Below are 15,054 nucleotides of genomic sequence, written 5' to 3'. Positions count from 1 at the left end.
GCCGGCGAGCGACGGGGCAGCACCCTCTCGACTCCCGCGTAAGGGGCAACTAGCCTCTACGGTCATGACGACCGCACAGGACACCTGGACCCTCGACCAGACCTTCCCCAGCTCCTCGGGCACCGTGCGCTGGGCCGCGCTCGGCCCCGCCGACGCCCCGCCCGTCGTGCTGGTCCACGGCACTCCCTTCTCGTCGTACGTCTGGCGGGCCGTCGCCCGCACCCTCGCGCGCGAACACCGCGTGTACGTCTGGGACCTGGCCGGATATGGCGCCTCGGAGATGCGGCAGGGGCAGGACGTCTCGCTCGCCGCGCAGGGCCGGATCCTCACCGAGCTGCTCGGCCACTGGGGCCTGGCGCGGCCCGCCGTCCTCGCCCACGACTTCGGCGGCTGCGTGGCCCTGCGCGCGCACCTGCTGCACGGCGCCCGCTACGCCCGCCTCGCCCTCGTCGACCCCGTGGCCCTCGCCCCGTGGGGCACCGCCACCTACCGGCTCCTCGGCGCGCACGCCGAAGTCTTCGGGCGGCTGCCGGCCGATCTGCACGAGGCGCTCGTACGCGAGTACGTGAGCTCGGCGAGCCACCGCGGTCTGCACCCGGCCGTGCTCGACCGGCTCGTGGCGCCCTGGTGCACGGCCGAGGGGCAGCCCGCCTTCTACCGGCAGATCGAGCAGAACGACCAGCGGTACACCGACGAGATCCAGGGCAGGTACGGGGAGTTGGACCTGCCCGTACTGATCTGCTGGGGCGCCGACGACACCTGGCTCCCGGTGGCGCGCGGCCATGAACTGGCCGCGGCGATCCCCGGCGCCGAGCTGTGCCTGATCGAGGGCGCGGGCCACCTCGTACAGGAGGACGCGCCCGCCGAACTCACCGGGGAGCTGGCCCGTTTCCTGCGGGCAGGGGCTTCTCCGCGTACAGGCGGGTGACCGCGGCGGCGGCCCGGACGAGTTCGTCGCGCACCTCGGGCGGCGAGAGCACCTCGACGTCGTCGGCGAACGGCAGCAGGGTCCGCGCCTCGCCCACGGCTTCGAAGGCGAGGGGGACGGTGAGCCACTCGCTCTCGCCGTCGTGGTCCGGCGGCAGCCGGGTGACCGACTTGCCGTTGATGCGCAGGAACAGGTCGTAGCGGACGCGCCGCACCCGGACCGTCACCTGGAGGCCGCCCGGCCGGTTCTCCACCGCGTGCTTCAACACGGCCCAGACGTCGGACAGTTCGACGCCCGGGCGCCGCCGCACCGGAGCGTCGGTGACGGTGGCCGAGCGGATCCGGTCGGCCCGGAAGAGGCGCGGGGCGCCGCGCCGGTCGGCGACGAGGTACCAGATGCCGGCCTTGCACACGAGGCCGTACGGGTCGACGGTGTACGTACGCGCCTGCGCGGCGCCGCTGTGCCGGTAGCGCAGCCGCAGCCTGCGGTCGGCGAAGACCGCGTCCTGGAGCACCTCCAGGTCGACGGGCAGCGGCCCCTTCATCCAGCGCGAGGCGTCCACGAGGATGCGGCGGCTCGCCAACTCCGCGCCCGGGCGGTGCGGTTCGGGCAGCGCGGCCATCACCTTGCGCAGCGCGGAACCGAGCGCCTCGTCCAGGCCGAGCGCGGCGTGCGCGCCCTGCGCGGCGAGGACGAACAGGGCGCGTGACTCGTCGGCGGTCAGCCCCGTCACGTCGGTGCGGAACCCGGCGAGCAGTGCGATGCCGCCGTGCCGCCCGCGCTCGGCGTAGACCGGGACACCGGAGGCGGACAGGGCCTCGATGTCCCGGTAGATCGTGCGGACGGAGACTTCGAGACGGGCGGCAAGCTCGTGCGCGGGCACCCGGCCGCGCGTCTGGAGCAGCAGCAGGATCGAGAGCAGCCGGTCGGATTTCACGCGGACCAGGATCTCGTACGCCTGCCCGACCCGAGGGCCGCGGGGACCCGCAGGACCCAGGACCCCGAGGAGCTAGGAGAGCCGAACCCGGGCGAGCTGGCGTGACTGGGCCACCAGCCGGTCCTCGCTGTCCCAGACCTCCGCGTCCTCCTCCAGGAAGCCGCCCGCGAGGTTCCGCGTGGTGATCGCGACGCGCAGCGGGCCGGGGGCGGGGCGGTGGCGGACGTGCACCGTGAGCTCCACGGTGGGCACCCAGCCGGTCAGTCCCATCTCGAAGGCGGTCGGCGGCAGCGCGTCCACCGCGAGCAACAGCGACAGCGGGTCGGCGTCGCGGCCGTCCGCGAGGCCGAACCAGCCGCGCATCTCCCCCTTGCCGGACGGCTGCCCGAGCGCCCAGCCGAGCGTGGCGGGGTCGAGCTTCAGGAAGAGGCGGTCGGCGATGGCGGAACTGCCGGGCACCGGGCGGTGGTCGGGAGCGTCCTGCGCGCCGAAGCACTGGTCGAGCGGCGGGATCGCGGGCGGCTCGGCGGTGGTGCGGACGTCGTCGGGGAGCGCGTCGAGGTCTCCGTACGAGGCGAGCACGCGGATCCGCTCGACCTCGCGGCCCTCCTCGTCGTACTGGAAGAGGGAGGCCTGCCCGGTGGAGAGGGTCCGGCCGGCGCGCACCACGTCCGTGCGGATCACCGCGGGGCCGGGGGCCGAGGCGGTGAGGTAGTGCGCGGAGATGGTGAAGGGGTCGGCGTGCGGCAGCGCGTCGGCGAGGGCGCGGCCGAGGACGGCCAGGAGATAGCCGCCGTTGACGGCGTTGATGATCGTCCAGCCGGCGGAGAGCTCGGTGTCGTAGACGCCGGGCTCGCGCCGCGTGACCGCGGTGTCGCGGTCGAACTCGCTGTCGCCGATGCGCGCGGTCGCCGATGCGGGGAGTGAGGCTGCCGAGGGTGCCGATGCTGCCGTTGCCATGGCAGCAACGTACAACATTAGATTACTGAGCGGTAGCTTTTTCTCGCTACGGCGTCTACGGCGTCTTGTCGGTCTCCGCCTCGACCGCGGTCGACCGCCGGTTCCAGGCACGCGGCGCCCGCCAGTGATAGCGCAGCGCCAGCAGCCGCAGGACGAACGTCGTCACGACGGCGAGGCCGCTGGTGAACGCCGTCAGCTCATCGAAGCGGATGCACAGGGCGACCATCGTCGCGCCCACGATGGCGGGCACGGCGTAGAGATCGCGGTCCCAGCGGACCAGCGAGGGCACTTCGTTGGCGACGATGTCCCGCAGTACGCCGCCGCCCACCGCGGTCATCAGGCCGAGGGCGGCCGACGCCGTGAGGCCGAGGCCGTAGTCGTACGCCTTGGTGGTGCCCGCGACGCAGAAGAGGCCGAGCCCGGCGGCGTCGAAGACGTTCACCGCGAGCTGGGTGCGCTCCACCTCCGGGTGCAGGAAGAAGACCAGGGCCGCCGCGAACAGCGGGGTGATGAAGTACCCGAGGTCGGTGAAGGCGGCCGGCGGGACCGCCCCGATCACCAGGTCGCGGAAGAGTCCTCCGCCCAGCGCGGTGACCTCGGCGAGGACGGCGATGCCGAAGACGTCGAAGTTCTTGCGCACGGCGAGCAGCGCGCCGGAGATCGCGAAGACGAAGATCCCCACGATGTCGAGCGCGTGCTGGACGGAGGGGGTGAACAGATCCTGGAGCACGCGCCATTCTTACCCGCGCCCGGCCCGGCCTCGCCGCAGGCCTCACCCCCATTTGAGGGTTGGCCGCCCATCGTCCCTGCTAGACAGCGGGGCGTGTCCGAAAAGTCTCACAAAGGACTTCAATGAGAAAGTTGAAGCACCGGTGACGAGAGGAGCGAGGCAGCCATGAAGTTCCTGCTGGAGGTCGACATGGGCGAGGACGCGTTCGAGGGGAAGGCGGCGGAGGAGCTCGGCCGGATCCTGCGGTACTGGGGCGGCAACCTCCGCCATTACGCGCTGACTCCCGGGGACGGCGAGAGCGTCCACGACTCCGCGTACCGGGAAGTGGGGCGCTGGACCGTCACGGAGTGACACGCACGAAGGGAGGGCACGCGCCCCTGCGCGTGCCCTCCCTTCACTACGACTACTTGTCGGCCTGCTCCGCCGCCGCCGTCTCCTCGGCCTTGGCGACCACCGTCACCACCTCGATCGCCTCCTTGGCGGCCGAGAGGAGCGTGGTGTCCTCGGGCGCCTGGTCCGGCGCGTTCTCCGGGTGGTGGCACGCCACCTGGTGCCCGGAGGCGAGCGGGATCAGCGGCGGCTCCTTCGTCTTGCAGATCTCCGTCGCCTTCCAGCACCGCGTGTGGAAGCGGCAGCCGGAGGGCGGGTCGATCGGCGAGGGGACGTCACCGCGGAGCAGGATGCGGTCGCTCTTGACGCCGCGCCGCTTGGGGTCGGGCACCGGCACCGCGGAGAGCAGCGCCTTGGTGTACGGGTGCATCGGCGTGGAGTAGAGGTCCTTGCGGTCCGCCAGCTCCACGATCTTGCCGAGGTACATCACCGCGATGCGGTCCGACACGTGCCGGATGACCGACAGGTCGTGCGCGATGATCACGTACGTCAGGCCCAGCTCGTCCTGGAGATCGTCCAGGAGGTTGACCACCTGGGCCTGGATGGAGACGTCCAGGGCCGAGACCGGCTCGTCCGCCACCACCAGCTTGGGCCGCAGGGCGAGCGCCCGCGCGATGCCGATGCGCTGGCGCTGGCCGCCGGAGAACTCGTGCGGGTAGCGGTTGTAGTGCTCGGGGCTGAGCCCGACCCGCTCCAGCATCTCCTGCACGGTCTTCTTCACGCCGCCCTCGGGCTTGACGCCCTGGAGCTTGAAGGGCGCGCCGACGATCGTGCCGATGGTGTGCCGCGGGTTCAGCGACGAGTACGGGTCCTGGAAGATCATCTGCACGTCGCGGCGGAGCGGACGCATCCTGCCCGTGTTCAGGTGCGTGATGTCCGTGCCCTCGAACTCGACGCGGCCGCCGGTCGGTTCGAGCAGGCGGGTGATCAGCCGGCCCATCGTCGACTTGCCGCAGCCGGACTCGCCGACCACACCGAGCGTCTCCCCGGGACGGACGTCGAAGGTCAGTCCGTCGACCGCCTGCACGGCCGCCACCTGGCGCTGGAGCAGCCCCTTCTTGATGGGGAAGTGCTTCACCAGGCCCTCGACCTTGAGCAGCGGCTCGGGCGAGCTCTTCGTCTGTGCCGGGCTCGTCATCTCCTGGCCCTCCGCCGTGTCCTTCGGGTCTTTCGCATCGTCTTTCACAGCTTCGGCGCAATCTCTTCGGTCCAGATCCGGGTGCGCTCGTCCTGCGACATGTGGCAGGCGGAGTAGTGCCCGTCGGCCACAAGCCGCAGCTCGGGGCGCTCGCGGCGGGTGATCTGGTCCTTGGGGATGTCGGCGTAGGGGCAGCGCGGGTTGAAGGCGCAGCCGCTCGGCAGGTTGATCAGGCTGGGCGGCGAGCCCTTGACCGGGATGAGCCGCTCGGTCTCCTCGCGGTCGATGCGGGGCATCGAACCGAGCAGACCCCAGGTGTAGGGGTGCTGCGGCTCGTAGAAGACCTTCTCGGCGCTGCCGCGCTCGACGCACCGGCCGCCGTACATGACCAGCAGTTCGTCGGCCATCTCGGCGACGACGCCCAGGTCGTGCGTGATCATGATGACGGCGGAGCCGAACTCCTTCTGCAGATCCCGGATGAGGTCGAGGATCTGCGCCTGGACGGTGACGTCCAGGGCGGTGGTCGGCTCGTCGGCGATGAGCAGCTCGGGGTTGTTCACCAGCGCCATGGCGATCATCGCGCGCTGGCGCATGCCGCCCGAGAACTCGTGCGGGTAGCTGTCCACACGCTTGTCGGGCTGCGGGATGCCGACCCGGTCGAGCATCTCGATCGCGCGCTTGCGCGCGGTCTTCTTGTCGACGTCGTTGTGGACCCGGTACGCCTCGGTGATCTGCTTGCCGATGGAGAAGTACGGGTGCAGCGCGGAGAGCGGATCCTGGAAGATCATCGCCATCTCGCGGCCGCGCAGCTTGCGCACCTCGGCGGGGTCGGCGCCGAGCAGCTCCTTGCCGCCCAGCCAGATCTCGCCGGAGATCTGCGCCCTGCGGGCACCGTACTGGCCGGCGGTGTGCAGGCCGAGGATGCCGAGCGAGGTGACCGACTTGCCGGAGCCCGACTCGCCCACGATGCCGAGGGTCTTGCCCTTCTCCAGCGTGAAGTTCAGCCCGTCGACGGACTTGACCAGGCCGTCATCGGTCGGGAAGTGCACCTTGAGGTCGCGCACCTCCAGGAAGGCGGAGGGAGCGGGCGAGTCGACGACGGGCTCGCCCACCGCGGCCCCGCTCTTGGAAAGTTCGGTCATCCCAGCCTCACTCGCGGGTCGATGACGGCGTACATAAGGTCGACGACGAGGTTGGCCACGGCGATCGCGAGCGCCGCGCACAGGGTCACCCCGAGGATGACGGGCAGGTCCTTGCTGCTGATGGCCCTGACCGCCTCCAGGCCGAGCCCCGGCAGGTTGAACGTGGACTCGGTGAGCACGGCGCCGCCCATCAGGACACCGAGGTCGAGGCCGAAGACGGTGAGGATCGGCGTCATCGCGGAACGCAGCGCGTGCTTGCGGATGACGACAGACTCGCCGAGGCCCTTGGCGCGGGCGGTGCGGATGTAGTCCTCGCCCAGCACTTCCAGCATGGTGGCGCGGGTGAGGCGGGCGTACATCGCGGCGTTGAGGAAGGCGAGGACGATCCACGGCAGGATCAGCGTCTGGAGCCAGACGCCGGCCGAGTCGTCGGTGCTGAGGCTGTCCGCGATCTTGACCCAGCCCAACTGGTGGACGAAGACGCCCATCGCGATCATGCCGGTGAAGAAGACGGGGAGCGAGACGCCGCCGAGCGCGGTGGTCATCGCGGCCCGGTCCCAGATGGTGCCCCGGCGCAGCGCGGAGATGACGCCGGTGGCGACACCGCCGGCGAGCCAGAGCACGCACGCTCCGGCGGCGAGCGCGCCGGTGACGGGCAGGGCGTCCTTGAGGGTCTCCCAGACGGGAGCCTCGGTGCGGAAGGAGTAGCCGAAGCAGGGCGCCGGGCAGTGCGTGACGTCACTGCCGTTGACGTAGTCGCGCCCCATCGGGATGCCCTTGATGAAGTCCCAGAACTGGACGAGGAGGGGGTCGCTGAGCCCCAGTTTGGTCCGGATGCCCTCGATCTGCTCGGCACCGGTGGCCTTGCCGGCGAAGAGGACGGCGATGTCCTGTCCCGCCCACTTGGGCAGCATGAAGAAGACGGTGAAGGTCGCGAGCAGTACGACCAGCACCATGATGACGACGGCGATCAGGCGCCGGATGAGATAAGCAAGCACTGTGCGCGGCCCGGCGGCGGCCAGCACCCCCTTGTGAGGAGTCCTGGCCGCCGCCCGGGGCCATCACCTGCCCTTCGGACTGGCGGGATTCGGCGGCGGTGGGACAATCAACTGCTGTTGCTGCGGCGGGTGTTGCCGGGGGCTACTTCTTGACGCCGAGCGAGACGTAGTCGTAACGGCCGTTGTAGCCGTCGGACATGTAGGCGTTGGTCAGCCGCGGTCCGCGCCAGGTGATGTTCTTCTCGTAGAGGAAGGGCATCCAGTCGGCGTTGTCGAGGATCCGCTTGTCGAGTTCCTTGTAGATCTCGCCGGCCTTGGCCGGGTCGGTCTCGGCGATCGCCTTGTCGAAGAGCGCGTCGACCTTCTTGTCCTTGATCTGGGACTCGTTGTAGTTGCCGGTCGGGTTCAGGAAGCGGCTGTCGAACAGCGGCTGCGCGTAGCCCTGGCCGGAGGGGAAGTCCGGGCCCCAGCCGCTCATCGTCATGCCGTAGCCGCGCTTCTTCACGACGGACGGCGAGCCGGTGATGCTGGAGGTGTCGGCGCCGTCGAGGGAGTCGACCTGGACCTTGATGCCGACCTTGCCGAGCTGCTCCTGGAGCGCCTCGGCGGCGTCGACCTCACCCGGGTTGTTGTTACGGGCGGTGAGCTTGGTGCTGAAGCCGTTCGGCTTGTCGCACTTCTTCAGCTCCTCCTTGGCCTTGGCGGCGTCGGGCTTGCCCTTGCGCGCCAGGACACCGTACGGGTCGTAGTCGCTGTAGCCGGGGATCGCCTTGGGGAAGGTGCTGTTGGCGATGTCACCGGCGGCGACCTTGCCGCCTCGGGTCTGCTGGAGGCTCGCGAAGTCGGTGGCGTAGAACACGGCCTTGCGGCAGTGGACGTTGTCGAAGGGCTTCGCGGTGTGGACCAGGGCGACGTAGCGCACGAAGGACGTGTGCATGTTGTCGACGCTGTCGCGGTGCTTCTGCACGGCGGTGACACGGCCGGACTGGGTCATGCCCGTGCCGTTCATGTCGAGGTCGTAGTCACCCGCCATCAGCTTCTTGTCGTTCTCCTCCAGGTTGGCGGAGATCGTCACGTCGACCTTGTCGGGCAGCGCCGCGCGGATCGGGTCCGAGGACTTCTTCCAGTTCTCGTTGCGCACCAGGACGATCTTCTTGCCGGCCTTGTACTGCTGGAACTTGTACGGGCCGGACGAGAAGGGCCGCTGGGTGTACTTGGCCTTGGTGTCCTTGGACGCCTTCACCGGGGAGCCGGTCGGCATCGCGAGGAACTGCTCGAAGTCGCCGTTGCGCTTGGGCAGTTTGAAGATGATGGTCTGGTCGTCGGGCGTCTGGATCGCGTCCAGGCCCTTCTTCGACGTGTCCTTGTACGGGCCCTTGTACTTGCCCTTGGGGTCGAGCGTCTGCTTGATGTAGCCGGGGCCACCGGTGATGGTGTCCGTCGCCCACACGCGCTCGATGCCGTACTTGATGTCCTGGGCGGTCAGCTTGGAGCCGTCCTCCCAGGTCAGACCGTCACGCAGCTTGTACGTGTAGGTCTTGCCGTCGTCCGAGATCTTCGCGGTGGAGGTGGCGAGGTCCGGGACCAGCTTCGTGCCCGCCTTGCCCGGCTTGGTGTCGTACGTCACCAGCTGGCGGGTGTAGAAGCGCATGAAGTCCCAGGACATGCCGTAGTAGGCACGCTGGGGGTCGGCCGAGTCGAGGTCCTGCTTGCCGACCATCCTCAGCGTGCCCCCCTTCTCCTTGGACGGGTTGGCAACCTTGTTGAACGCCGCGTTGTAACCGGCACCCTTCGAGTCGCCTCCGTCACCGTCACCGCCGCCGCACGCCGTGGTGGTCACCAGCGCCGCGACCACGAGGGCCGCGCCGGCGGCGAGCCGTCGTTTCGAGGAAACTGTGGGCATTTTCTCGTAACCTCCGAGATTCGCGGTCCTTGGCCTTGAACTGCCGGAGAACCATGGTGAGAGCCACCTGACATGCGGCAGGGGCAAGTCGGTCGGGGACTTCTAGCGCGTCCCCTTCGGGTCGAGCGCGTCGCGCAGCCCGTCGCCGAAGAGGTTGAAGGCCAGCACCGTGATGAAGATCGTCACGCCGGGGAAGACCATGAACATCGGGTCGTGCTCGTACGTCTCCAGCGCGTCGCGCAGCATGCCGCCCCACGAGGCCGTCGGCGGCCGGACACCGGCGCCGAGGAAGCTGAGGGCCGCCTCCGTGAGGATGTTGGTCGGGATCATCAGCGTCGCGTAGACGGTGATCGGGGCGACCAGGTTGGGCAGCAGCTCGCGGAAGAGGATGTGGCGCTTTCCGCCGCCGAGGCTGCGGGCCGCTTCCACGTACTCGCGCTCACGGAGCGAAAGTGTCTGCCCCCTGACGATACGTCCGACATAGGGCCAGCCGAAGAAGCCGATGACCAGGACGAGGATCGCGACGCGCACGCTGGAGCCGGTCAGGCCCAGCAGGTCGTCGGGGAGCACGGAGACGAGGGAGATGATGAAGAGCAGCTGCGGGAAGGAGAGCAGCACGTCCATCACGCGGCTGATCAGGGCGTCGACCCAGCCACCGAAGTAGCCGGCGATGATCCCGAAGAGCGTGCCGAGCACCACGGCGACGATGGCGGCGAGGAACGCCACCAGGAGCGAGATCCGCGCGCCGTAGACGATGCGGCTGAAGACGTCGCGGCCCTTGTTGGGCTCGACCCCGAAGAGGAAGTCGCTGCTCATGCCGCCGAGCGCGCCCTTGGGGAGGTTGGTCAGCTCGTCGAGCTCGTCCTGGTGGAAGTCGTTGGGCGGGTGGCCGAGGAGGCTCACGATCAGGGGCGCGAAGACGGCGACCAGGACCAGGAGGACCACCGTGATGCCGCCCGCGAGGGCGACCTTGTCCCGCTTCAGGCGATTCCAGGCGATCTGCTTGAGGGACCGCCCCTCGACCTTCTTCACCCCTGCATCAACTGCGGGAGCGACGTCCTCGGTCGGGTCCGCGTCCGCAGGTGTGTCATGCAATGGTGCCGTCATCGTGGCAGGGACCCCTCTCAACCGGTGGTGACCGGCCCGCACTTGCCGCTGTAGCGACGTGATCAGTCCGTCGTACGCAGGGGCGAAGGCCCCTTGGAGCGGGAGTCTTCATCCACGTTGTGATCTGTTACCAGACTTGACGGGGAAAGGATGCGCAACCGTGATGCTGATCGAGGTGTTCCGTTATGCGGACGCGAGTGAACGAGGGTCGAACACGGGGCAGTTGGGGCGCAAGGCGGCACGGGAGCCTATAGGGCCCCACCCCCATCAGAACGGTCATCGTGTCCATTCCCGCTGTTCAGTGCCGTTCAGCTGCTGTTCAGTACTGCGCGGGGTAGCCGTACCCGCCGGCCGGGGCGGGCGCGGCCTGGGCCTCGCGGTCGTAGAACGGCCGGGCGTTGGCCCGCAGCCACATGGCGACCGGGTCGTGGTCGTCGGACATCGCGACCGTCGACACGGGCAGGCCCTCGGGGACGGCGGAGATGGACTGCTGCATCATCGTGCGCACCGCGTCGACCGACGGCGGTGACGTGTCGTACACGTCGAGGCCGATGGCCAGATAGGGCGCCCCGAGCGCGGGCTGCACCCAGGCGCGGCGCAGTGAGCGCACGACGGGGGTGCGGTGCGCGTTCTGCGTCAACAGGGCGTAGAACTGGGGGATCTCGATGTTCGGCTCGGTCAGCCTGAGCGGTCCCGCGGGCAGCAGGTCGAGGCCCGAGGCGATGCGGCGCAGATCCAGCCAGGGAATGCCGACGCCGCCGCCGGGGGCGTGCGGATTGAGCCACAGGCCGTAGTGGTCCGGGTACAGGGTGCGGGCGACGTCGATGCCGCGCACGACCTCGTAAGAGCGGTTCCAGCCGCTGGCGGACAGCTCCTGGGCGGAGGTCACGCAGGGGGCGTAGCCGAGGCCCTCGACCTCCATGTTCCCGTACTGGGCGTCGGGGGAGCCGGCCTGGCCGTGCCAGAGCAGCATCCACAGCTGCTCGGCGGCGAGCGCGCGCAGCAGTGCCTCGTACGCGTCGTAACGCCCCGGCGTCACTTGGCGCAGCAGCTGCTCGACCTGTCCTCCCGGTCTCGGCTGTGCTCGGCCAGGGGAGACCCCATCGCCCGCGGCCGTGCCCGACGCACTCACCCGTAACCGCCCCTTCACGCCGAACCCGACGACTCGATCGACTCCATGGACCTGCCCTGCCCTGCCCTGACGGACCCGGTCTTGGAACCAGCTTAAGCGTCGATCCCTGCCCGGACTTGACGTACGCGACGTCGAGGGTCGCGGCCCCCTTGGACTCGGGCCCCGCGACTCAGGCCCCGCGACTCAGGCCCCCCGGAGGTAGAACGGCCGCACCTTCGCGCGGAGCCAGTCCGCCACCGGGTCCTGGGCCACGTCGAGCAGGACGAGGTTGACCGGCCAGGGGACCGGGACCAGGGTCAGGGCACGGCCGAGGGCCTGCATCGGGAGGTCGCGGGCGTCGCCCTCCCAGGTGGCCAGTTCGACGCCGACGAAGAGGGTCGGGTCGTCCGTCTCGATGGCGGCCAGGCAGCGGCGCGCGGTGAGCACGACGCCCGCCGCCTCGAATTCACGGCCCGCGGCGGCCAGGAAGCCCACCGGGTCCTCCTGCCAGTCCGGCTCGAAGAGACGGACCCGGCCGCCGGTGGCGGGCCCGTCCAGCGGGGTGCGGCCGGCCCGGCACAGCTCGGCCACGGCGGGCGGCGGCAGGGGGACGCCGACGGTGCCGTCCGGGTTCAGCACGATGCCCAGCTGCGGCGGAAGGCCCCGCGCGAACTCCACGGCGGGCGCCACCGTGCACCCCATGCGGTCGGCCGCGCCGCCGAGCGCCTGGCGGAACTGCTCCTCGGAGGTGAAGACGGGGACGTACGCCTGTCCGTCGATCTCCAGGGTCGGCAGGTCGAGGGTGCCGCTTTCGGGGCCGCCGCCGTTGGGCAGCGGGATCCAGAGCCGGCTGCGGCCCAGCACCTCGACTATGCGGGCACCCGCCGAGGCGGGGGCGCCGAGCGAGGCCGCGAGGACCTGCTCCAGTTCGTTGCCCGGCCATCCGCCGTACGGATGGGCGTGTGCCTGCGCCGGAAAGTCCATCTGTCCCAACCCCTGCTCGCGACCGCTCTGCCTGCGGCTCGCACCCTAACGCCGCTGGTCCTCAGCGGTCGAAGGCGATCTCCCGCAGCACCTGCGCCGCCGCGCGGTCGAGCAGCACCGCGGAGCCGCAGCCGCGCGGCAGGTCGCCTCGCTCGGCGGCCGCCACGAGCCGCGCGATCACTCTGCGGTGCCGGGCGAAGGCGTACCGCGAGACGCCACGGCCGCGCTCGCGCTGGCCCTGGAGCGCGGTGTCGGCGGGGACGTCGAGGAGCAGCAGATGCAGCGTCCCGCCGCGCCGCAGGGCCTCCCGGGCGAGCCAGCGGCGCACCCACGCCTGGGTGCCGCAGTCGTGCACGACGACGCCGGCGCCGGAGCGCAGGATCCGGCGAAGGCCCGCGTAGTGCGCGAGGCGGACCACGGGGCGGTAGACGGCGTACGGCAGCAGCCGCGGCATGCGGGCCGCCCAGCGGTCGCGGGTGTCCTGGGAGTCGACGCGGATGCCGCTGACGGCCTGCCGCATCAGCGTCGACTTTCCGCCACCGGGCAGCCCGGAGACGACGACCAGGTCGCCCTCGGCGAAGGTGAGGCGGCGCGGGCTGTGCCCGGCCCGCTGCCGCAGATCGCGGACGACGGCCACGGGAAGCGGGCCGCAGCCCTCCCGGAGCGGGGCGGCAGCCTGCTTCGGCAGCGCCACCCCCGTGGTAGTGGCGTAGACACTCGTCCTGCTGCGCACCGTGATCGGCCTCCCCATAGCGGTCACGTACTGCTTTCCCCGGCAAGTGTAAAGAGAAGGTAATGCGGCACAAGAGGATTACTCGACCACACGTCCCCCCTGGCCACGGTCGCGTGCAATGATGTGCGCGCCAACTCCATACCGGCCGTTTGAATCCGCGCGGGAGAGTTCCCGGACCAGCATGTATGGGCCCGGGGCGCCGAAGGAGCAAGTCCCTCCCTTGAATCTCTCAGGCCCCGTACCGCGCGGGCGAGGCACATCTGAAAAGCGGGCCGGCAGCCGTCGGTCCCACCCAAGGTGCAAGCCGTGCGTCCCGTGTGCCGGGACGCTCGCGGCGAACCTCTCAGGTTCCGATGACAGATGGGGAGGATCGACCTCGCCCGTCATGCCCTGGGAGTTTTCTTCATGAGCACTGCCCCCCGTCTGACCGCCCTCGATGCCGTGCATCGCGCGCTCGGCGCGACCATGACCGACTTCGCGGGCTGGGACATGCCGCTGCGGTACGCCAGCGAGCGCGACGAGCACAACGCCGTACGCACCAAGGCCGGTCTCTTCGACCTCTCCCACATGGGCGAGATCACCGTCACCGGCCCCGGGGCCGTCGACTTCCTGAACTTCTCGCTCGTCGGCAACATCGGCTCCGTCGGTGTCGGCCGCGCCCGCTACACCATGATCGTCGCCGAGGACGGCGGCATCCTGGACGACCTGATCGTGTACCGCCTGGGCGAGACCGAGTACATGGTGGTCGCCAACGCCTCCAACGCGCAGGTCGTCCTTGACACCCTCACCGCCCGCGCCGACGGCTTCGACGCCGAGGTCCGCGACGACCGCGACGCGTACGCGCTGCTCGCCGTCCAGGGCCCGGAGTCCCCCGGCATCCTGAAGTCCCTGACGGACGCCGACCTGGACGGCCTGAAGTACTACGCGGGCCTGCCCGGCACCGTCGCGGGCGTCCCCGCGCTGATCGCCCGCACGGGCTACACCGGCGAGGACGGCTTCGAGCTGTTCGTCGCCCCCGGTGACGCCGAGAAGCTGTGGAACGCCCTCATGGAGGCCGGCACCCCCGTCGGCATGGTCCCGGCGGGTCTCTCCTGCCGCGACACGCTGCGCCTGGAGGCGGGCATGCCGCTGTACGGGCACGAGCTGACCGCCGGGCTCACGCCGTTCGACGCGGGCCTCGGCCGGGTGGTGAAGTTCGACAAGACGTCGCAGTCGGACTCCTTCGTGGGCCGCGCGGCCCTGGCCGCCGCCGCCGAGCGCGCCGAGTCCGCCCCGCCGCGCAAGCTGGTCGGCCTGATCGCCGAGGGCCGCCGCGTCCCGCGCGCGGGCTTCTCCGTGGTCGCGGACGGCGAGGTCATCGGCGAGGTCACCTCCGGCGCCCCGTCCCCGACGCTGGGCAAGCCGATCGCGATGGCGTACGTGGACGCGGAGCACGCCGCTCCCGGCACGCCCGGTGTGGGCGTGGACATCCGCGGTACGCATGAGCCGTACGAGGTCGTGGCGCTGCCGTTCTACAAGCGCCAGAAGTGACGCCTCGACCGTCACAAGTGACCCCCCGCACATCTTTCCCGTTCCGCAGCACCCACCCGCGTACAGGAGAATTCAGGTCATGAGCAACCCCCAGCAGCTGCGTTACAGCAAGGAGCACGAGTGGCTGTCGGACGCCCAGGAGGGCGTCTCGACGGTCGGCATCACGGAGCACGCGGCCAACGCGCTCGGTGACGTCGTCTTCGTGCAGCTTCCGGCGGTCGGCGACACGGTGACCGCGGGCGAGACCTGCGGCGAGCTGGAGTCGACCAAGTCGGTCAGCGACCTCTACTCCCCGGTCACCGGCGAGGTCGTCGAGGCCAACCAGGACGTCGTGGACGACCCGTCGCTGGTGAACTCCGCGCCGTTCGAGGGCGGTTGGCTCTTCAAGGTCCGCACCACGGAGGAGCCGAAGGACCTGCTCTCCGCGGACGAGTACACCGAGTTCTCCGGCAGCTAAGGATCT

At 70.2% G+C, this 15,054-nt stretch carries 15 protein-coding genes and 1 riboswitch; of the genes, 4 read left to right on the top strand and 11 right to left on the bottom strand.

Features of this window, described 5'->3' with window-relative positions:
- Positions 1–64 precede the first annotated feature (64 nt).
- The gene (locus KKZ08_RS27035; RefSeq protein WP_223776905.1) at positions 65–928 is read left to right on the top strand and encodes an alpha/beta fold hydrolase; all 864 of its coding nucleotides are present in this window, start codon (positions 65–67) and stop codon (positions 926–928) included.
- On the opposite strand, the gene KKZ08_RS27030 is transcribed toward KKZ08_RS27035, so the two are convergent.
- The 3 genes from KKZ08_RS27030 to KKZ08_RS27020 form a co-directional block, all read right to left on the bottom strand.
- Entirely contained in the window at positions 870–1,865 is a 996-nt protein-coding gene (locus tag KKZ08_RS27030) for a YafY family protein (RefSeq protein ID WP_223776904.1), read from the bottom strand. The genes KKZ08_RS27035 and KKZ08_RS27030 overlap by 59 nt on opposite strands.
- A 72-nt stretch (positions 1,866–1,937) precedes the next feature.
- Entirely contained in the window at positions 1,938–2,825 is an 888-nt protein-coding gene (locus tag KKZ08_RS27025) for a thioesterase family protein (protein WP_223776903.1), read from the bottom strand.
- Between the two features lie 55 nt (positions 2,826–2,880).
- Positions 2,881–3,555 carry a trimeric intracellular cation channel family protein gene (locus tag KKZ08_RS27020; RefSeq protein ID WP_223776902.1) on the bottom strand — a complete coding sequence of 225 codons (675 nt, stop codon included), beginning with the start codon at positions 3,553–3,555 and terminating at the stop codon, positions 2,881–2,883.
- 165 nt (positions 3,556–3,720) lie between these two features.
- On the opposite strand from KKZ08_RS27020, the gene KKZ08_RS27015 reads away from it, so the two are divergent.
- Positions 3,721–3,906, top strand: coding sequence for a hypothetical protein (locus tag KKZ08_RS27015; RefSeq protein ID WP_223776901.1), 186 nt, complete (start codon positions 3,721–3,723; stop codon positions 3,904–3,906).
- 52 nt (positions 3,907–3,958) lie between these two features.
- On the opposite strand, the gene KKZ08_RS27010 is transcribed toward KKZ08_RS27015, so the two are convergent.
- The 8 genes from KKZ08_RS27010 to KKZ08_RS26975 form a co-directional block, all read right to left on the bottom strand.
- Positions 3,959–5,083 (bottom strand): dipeptide ABC transporter ATP-binding protein, encoded by a 1,125-nt coding sequence (locus KKZ08_RS27010; RefSeq protein ID WP_223776900.1) that lies wholly within the window; start codon positions 5,081–5,083, stop codon positions 3,959–3,961.
- Positions 5,084–5,127: 44 nt separating this feature from the next.
- Positions 5,128–6,225 (bottom strand): ABC transporter ATP-binding protein, encoded by a 1,098-nt coding sequence (locus KKZ08_RS27005; protein ID WP_223776899.1) that lies wholly within the window; start codon positions 6,223–6,225, stop codon positions 5,128–5,130.
- A complete protein-coding gene (locus KKZ08_RS27000) occupies positions 6,222–7,223 on the bottom strand; it encodes an ABC transporter permease (RefSeq protein ID WP_223776898.1) in 1,002 nt (333 codons plus the stop codon). Before KKZ08_RS27000 ends, KKZ08_RS27005 begins: the two co-directional genes overlap by 4 nt.
- Before the next feature lie 142 nt (positions 7,224–7,365).
- Positions 7,366–9,126, bottom strand: a complete 1,761-nt coding sequence (locus tag KKZ08_RS26995) for an ABC transporter substrate-binding protein (protein ID WP_223776897.1) — start codon at positions 9,124–9,126, stop codon at positions 7,366–7,368.
- 102 nt (positions 9,127–9,228) lie between these two features.
- Complete coding sequence (locus KKZ08_RS26990; protein ID WP_223776896.1) at positions 9,229–10,233, bottom strand: ABC transporter permease; 1,005 nt, start codon at positions 10,231–10,233, stop codon at positions 9,229–9,231.
- A 319-nt stretch (positions 10,234–10,552) separates the two neighbouring features.
- A complete protein-coding gene (locus KKZ08_RS26985) occupies positions 10,553–11,284 on the bottom strand; it encodes an enhanced serine sensitivity protein SseB C-terminal domain-containing protein (protein ID WP_223779208.1) in 732 nt (243 codons plus the stop codon).
- Positions 11,285–11,548: 264 nt separating this feature from the next.
- Complete coding sequence (locus tag KKZ08_RS26980) at positions 11,549–12,328, bottom strand: enhanced serine sensitivity protein SseB (protein ID WP_223776895.1); 780 nt, start codon at positions 12,326–12,328, stop codon at positions 11,549–11,551.
- 61 nt (positions 12,329–12,389) lie between these two features.
- Positions 12,390–13,079 (bottom strand): AAA family ATPase, encoded by a 690-nt coding sequence (locus KKZ08_RS26975; protein WP_223779207.1) that lies wholly within the window; start codon positions 13,077–13,079, stop codon positions 12,390–12,392.
- Between the two features lie 132 nt (positions 13,080–13,211).
- Positions 13,212–13,315: riboswitch (glycine riboswitch) on the top strand.
- Positions 13,316–13,466: 151 nt separating this feature from the next.
- On the opposite strand from KKZ08_RS26975, the gene gcvT reads away from it, so the two are divergent.
- Both gcvT and gcvH read left to right on the top strand, forming a co-directional pair.
- Positions 13,467–14,591 carry a glycine cleavage system aminomethyltransferase GcvT gene (gcvT, locus tag KKZ08_RS26970; RefSeq protein WP_223776894.1) on the top strand — a complete coding sequence of 375 codons (1,125 nt, stop codon included), beginning with the start codon at positions 13,467–13,469 and terminating at the stop codon, positions 14,589–14,591.
- A 79-nt stretch (positions 14,592–14,670) separates the two neighbouring features.
- Positions 14,671–15,048: a glycine cleavage system protein GcvH gene (gene gcvH / locus KKZ08_RS26965; RefSeq protein WP_223776893.1), complete on the top strand. Its 378-nt coding sequence runs from the start codon at positions 14,671–14,673 to the stop codon at positions 15,046–15,048.
- Positions 15,049–15,054: the final 6 nt, after the last annotated feature.

This window comes from Streptomyces sp. 135, assembly GCF_020026305.1.
In the GTDB taxonomy this organism is placed as follows: domain Bacteria; phylum Actinomycetota; class Actinomycetes; order Streptomycetales; family Streptomycetaceae; genus Streptomyces.
This window is presented reverse-complemented; position numbering and strand designations above follow the sequence as displayed.

What these genes read in the sequence shown, in the direction of transcription:
- KKZ08_RS27035 (WP_223776905.1), top strand. Translation starts at nt 65, where the DNA reads ATGACGACCGCACAGGACACCTGGACCCTCGACCAGACCTTCCCCAGC.
- KKZ08_RS27025 (WP_223776903.1), bottom strand. Translation starts at nt 2,825, where the DNA reads ATGGCAACGGCAGCATCGGCACCCTCGGCAGCCTCACTCCCCGCATCG.
- KKZ08_RS27015 (WP_223776901.1), top strand. Translation starts at nt 3,721, where the DNA reads ATGAAGTTCCTGCTGGAGGTCGACATGGGCGAGGACGCGTTCGAGGGG.
- KKZ08_RS27010 (WP_223776900.1), bottom strand. Translation starts at nt 5,083, where the DNA reads ATGACGAGCCCGGCACAGACGAAGAGCTCGCCCGAGCCGCTGCTCAAG.
- KKZ08_RS27005 (WP_223776899.1), bottom strand. Translation starts at nt 6,225, where the DNA reads ATGACCGAACTTTCCAAGAGCGGGGCCGCGGTGGGCGAGCCCGTCGTC.
- KKZ08_RS26995 (WP_223776897.1), bottom strand. Translation starts at nt 9,126, where the DNA reads ATGCCCACAGTTTCCTCGAAACGACGGCTCGCCGCCGGCGCGGCCCTC.
- KKZ08_RS26990 (WP_223776896.1), bottom strand. Translation starts at nt 10,233, where the DNA reads ATGACGGCACCATTGCATGACACACCTGCGGACGCGGACCCGACCGAG.
- KKZ08_RS26980 (WP_223776895.1), bottom strand. Translation starts at nt 12,328, where the DNA reads ATGGACTTTCCGGCGCAGGCACACGCCCATCCGTACGGCGGATGGCCG.
- KKZ08_RS26975 (WP_223779207.1), bottom strand. Translation starts at nt 13,079, where the DNA reads ATGGGGAGGCCGATCACGGTGCGCAGCAGGACGAGTGTCTACGCCACT.
- gcvT (WP_223776894.1), top strand. Translation starts at nt 13,467, where the DNA reads ATGAGCACTGCCCCCCGTCTGACCGCCCTCGATGCCGTGCATCGCGCG.
- gcvH (WP_223776893.1), top strand. Translation starts at nt 14,671, where the DNA reads ATGAGCAACCCCCAGCAGCTGCGTTACAGCAAGGAGCACGAGTGGCTG.